General features: G+C 63.3%; 3 protein-coding genes. 1 reads left to right on the top strand and 2 read right to left on the bottom strand.

The genetic code is table 11. The annotated features are described in order from the left end of the window. Positions 1-68: 68 nt before the first annotated feature. Positions 69-1,178, bottom strand: a complete 1,110-nt coding sequence (gcvT, locus tag RBB39_RS22620; protein ID WP_045991477.1) for a glycine cleavage system aminomethyltransferase GcvT — start codon at positions 1,176-1,178, stop codon at positions 69-71. Between the two features lie 83 nt (positions 1,179-1,261). Next, positions 1,262-2,653 (bottom strand): sodium:alanine symporter family protein, encoded by a 1,392-nt coding sequence (locus RBB39_RS22615; protein ID WP_045991478.1) that lies wholly within the window; start codon positions 2,651-2,653, stop codon positions 1,262-1,264. A gap of 564 nt (positions 2,654-3,217) precedes the next feature. Between RBB39_RS22615 and gcvH the strand changes: the two genes are divergently transcribed. Beyond that, positions 3,218-3,610 carry a glycine cleavage system protein GcvH gene (gcvH, locus tag RBB39_RS22610; protein WP_045991479.1) on the top strand — a complete coding sequence of 131 codons (393 nt, stop codon included), beginning with the start codon at positions 3,218-3,220 and terminating at the stop codon, positions 3,608-3,610. Positions 3,611-3,662: the final 52 nt, after the last annotated feature.

The raw sequence follows: 3,662 nt of genomic DNA, 5'->3' as shown, positions 1-3,662 counted from the left end.
CCGCGTTGTCAGCCGCGTTGTCAGCCGCGTTGTCAGCCGCGTTGTCAGCCGCGTTGTCAGCCGCGTTGTCAGCCGCGATAGTAACCCGGTGTGATGACCGGCATGCGCGTCACCGTCATCGGCAAACGCTTGCCACGCACCTCGGCGTACACGGTGGTGCCGATCTCGGCGTGATCGAGGCTGACGTAGCCCATGGCCACCGGCTTGCCGACGCTGGGGCCAAAGCCACCGGAGGTCACCTGCCCGAGCAGACGATCGTCCTCGCTGTAGAGCTCGGCACCTTCGCGCACCGGAGCACGCCCCTCGCCCAGCAGGCCGACGCGCTTGCGCTGGTGGTCCTTGACTTCGACCTGGTGCAGCACCAGATCAGCCCCCGGGAATCCACCGGCGCGCTCGCCGCCACGACGACGTGGCTTGCCAATGGCCCAGATCAGCCCCGCCTCCACCGGCGTGGTGGTGGTATCGATATCGTGGCCGTAGAGACAGAGCCCGGCCTCCAGGCGCAGGGAATCACGCGCCCCCAGGCCGATGGCCTCGACCTCTTCCTCGGCCAGCAGCTTGCGCGCCAGGGCGTCGGTCTGATCCGCCGGCACCGAGATCTCGAAGCCATCCTCGCCGGTATAGCCGCTGCGGCTGATCCACACCGGGATACCGTCGATGTCGAAGCGACCATGCTGCATGAACACCATCTCGCAGGCTGCCGGACACAGGCGCGCCATGACATCGGCGGTCTTCGGCCCCTGCAGCGCCAGCAGGCCGCGATCGACTACCTCGACTTCGTGGTCGGGCAGCCCGCGACGCAGATGGGCGATGTCCTGATCACGACAGGCCGCGTTGACCACCAGGTAAAGGTGGTCACCGGCGTTGACCGTCATCAGGTCATCGAGGATCCCGCCGTCTTCGCTGGTAAACAGGCCATAGCGCTGCATGCCTTCGGGCAGGCCGACCAGATCCGCCGGCACCAGGGTCTCCAGCGCGGCCAGCGCGTTCTCGCCACGAATCAGGATCTGCGCCATGTGCGAGACGTCGAACAGGCCGCAGGCCGCGCGGGTGTGCTCGTGCTCTTTCTTGACCCCCAGCGGATACTGAACGGGCATGTCATAGCCCGCGAACGGGACCATCTTGGCCCCCAGCTCTCGATGCAGGGCATTCAGCGGTGTCGTCTTGAGTTCACTCATGGCGTTTCGTCTCGTGGTTCGTGAAAGAACCCTTGCAACGACAGGAGGTGCCCCTGAGGGCACCTCCCGTGGTCGGCTCAGGCTCAGGACTTGTCGTGATCAAGGGCCTCGCCCGGCAGGATGTCCTTGCCGTCGAAGTAGTCCTTGGTCAGCTTGAACACCACCGGCGACAGCAGCGCCAGGGCGATCAGGTTGGGAATCGCCATCATGGCGTTGAAGGTGTCGGCCATCAGCCAGATGAAGCCAAGCTGGGCCAGCGCACCCACCGGAATGGCCAGCACGAACAGTACCCGGTAGATCATGATGGAGCGGGTACCGAACAGGAACTGGAAGCACTTCTCGCCATAGAAGGACCAGCCAAGGATGGTGGTGAAGGCGAAGATCGCCAGGGCGATCGACACGATGGCCTCACCCCAGCCATTGGGCAGGGCATTGTCGAACGACAGCGCGGTCAGCGAGGCGCCGGCCTCACCGGTCTCCCAGATCGGCGCGGTCAGGATCACCAGGGCGGTGATGGTGCACACCATGATGGTATCGATGAAGGTACCGAGCATGGCTATCAGCCCCTGGCGAACCGGGTTCTTGGTCTGGGCCGCGGCGTGGGCGATCGGCGCGCTGCCAAGGCCGGCCTCGTTGGAGAAGATACCCCGAGCGACACCGAAACGGATGGCCGCCATCACCGCTGCGCCGGCGAAACCACCCATGGCGGCGTGGGGATTGAAGGCGTAGTAGAAGATGTTGCTCAGGGCGCCACCGATCTGGTCGGCGTTGACCGCCAGGGCACTGACACCGGCGATGATGTAGGCGATACCCATGATCGGCACCAGCTTGCCGGCCACCTTGGCGATGCGCTTGATGCCGCCGAGGATCACCGCACCGGCCAGCACCATGATCACCACACCGGTAATCCAGGGCTCGATGCCGAAGCTCGACTCGAGGGCGTCGGCCACCGAGTTGGACTGCACGGTGTTACCGATACCGAAGGCGGCCACGGCGCCGAAGAAGGCGAAGGCACCGCCCAGCCACAGCCACTTGCGGCCGAGTCCGTTCTTGATGTAGTACATCGGCCCACCGATATGGAAACCGGTGTCATCGGTCTCGCGATAGCGCACCGCCAGCACTGCCTCGGCAAACTTGGTGGCCATGCCCACCAGGGCGGTGATCCACATCCAGAACACCGCACCGGGGCCACCCAGGGCAATCGCCGTGGCCACACCGGCGATGTTACCGGTACCAATGGTCGCCGACAGCGCCGTCATCAAGGCGTTGAACGGCGAGATCTCGCCTTCATCCTTGCTTTCGGACTTGCTGTCACGCCCGCCCCACATCAGCTTGAACCCCATCCCCAGCTTGCGGATGGGCATGAGCTTGAGACCCAACTGGAGGTAGATACCCACCCCCAGCAACAGGATCAGCATGATCGGTCCCCACACCACCCCATTGATGGCGGAGAAGATATTGTTGAGTGCTTCCACGGAAGTCTCCCTTTTGACTCGGCACTTGTTGTTATGCGCTGTCGACCAGCAGAAAGCCTGTTTACCGTGAATTGTTATCGGAATAACAGGCATATCAGACGAATCGACAGCACGGACCCGCCTACGATAGCGGATATTGTCGCAAGGGCACCAGCAACGCTTGTCCACGCTAACGCCGCTTCGCCAGCCGTTGTTTGCATGAACGTCAACCGTGTTTCCTATTGGAAACTTTTGCCACCTTAGCCAAGGCGGTTGGTCTTGGCAAATCCCCCTTTGGTCGCTGAAGGCCCCCGCGCCTCTTCGACGTCTGTAGCATAGTCGCCAACGTCGAATCATGCCGGGTCTCGCCACCAACGCGTCCATCACGTGCCATCCGCCCATCCCCTTCACCTCACCGTGGCTTCAGCCACGGGCGTGGACTGGACGCCAACCGCGAGTCGTTCCACCCTATGTCTTGAGAGTGCGGCGACCACCCCGTTTTTCTCTCATCATGGACTCGCCAAACGCCGAGAATGGCGTTAGCATGCGCGAAACCGGAAAACCTTTTTCGTATAGGAAATCGAGATGAGCTCAATCCCCGCCAACCTGCGCTATGTCGACAGCCACGAATGGATTCAGGACAACGGCGACGGAACCGTCACCATCGGCATCACCGATCACGCTCAGGAAGCCCTGGGTGACGTGGTCTTCGTCGACCTGCCCGAGGTCGGCACCAGCCTCGCCAAGGGCGACGAATTCGGCGTTATCGAGTCGGTCAAGGCCGCCTCTGACCTCTATGCGCCGGTGGACGGCGAGATCGTCGAGGTCAACGAGTCCCTCGAGGACGCTCCGGAGACCGTCAACGAAGCGCCTTACGAGGATGGCTGGATCATGAAGGTGCGCCTCGACGACCAGAGCGCCCTCGACGACCTGCTCGACGCCGACGCCTATCAGGCGGTGGTCGACGCCGAAGGCTGAGCCGGGCCTCTGCGACCCGCGCCACAAGGGGGAGCCACTCCCTCCCCTCGCC

It is taken from the genome of Halomonas sp. MMSF_3323 (assembly GCF_030733595.1).
Classification (GTDB): domain Bacteria; phylum Pseudomonadota; class Gammaproteobacteria; order Pseudomonadales; family Halomonadaceae; genus Halomonas; species Halomonas litopenaei.
The sequence above is the reverse complement of the archived record's forward strand: the minus strand, read 5'-3'. Positions and strand labels throughout refer to the sequence as shown.

Coding starts and splice junctions, on each gene's coding strand:
- gcvT (WP_045991477.1), bottom strand. CDS start 1,178: ATGAGTGAACTCAAGACGACACCGCTGAATGCCCTGCATCGAGAGCTG.
- gcvH (WP_045991479.1), top strand. CDS start 3,218: ATGAGCTCAATCCCCGCCAACCTGCGCTATGTCGACAGCCACGAATGG.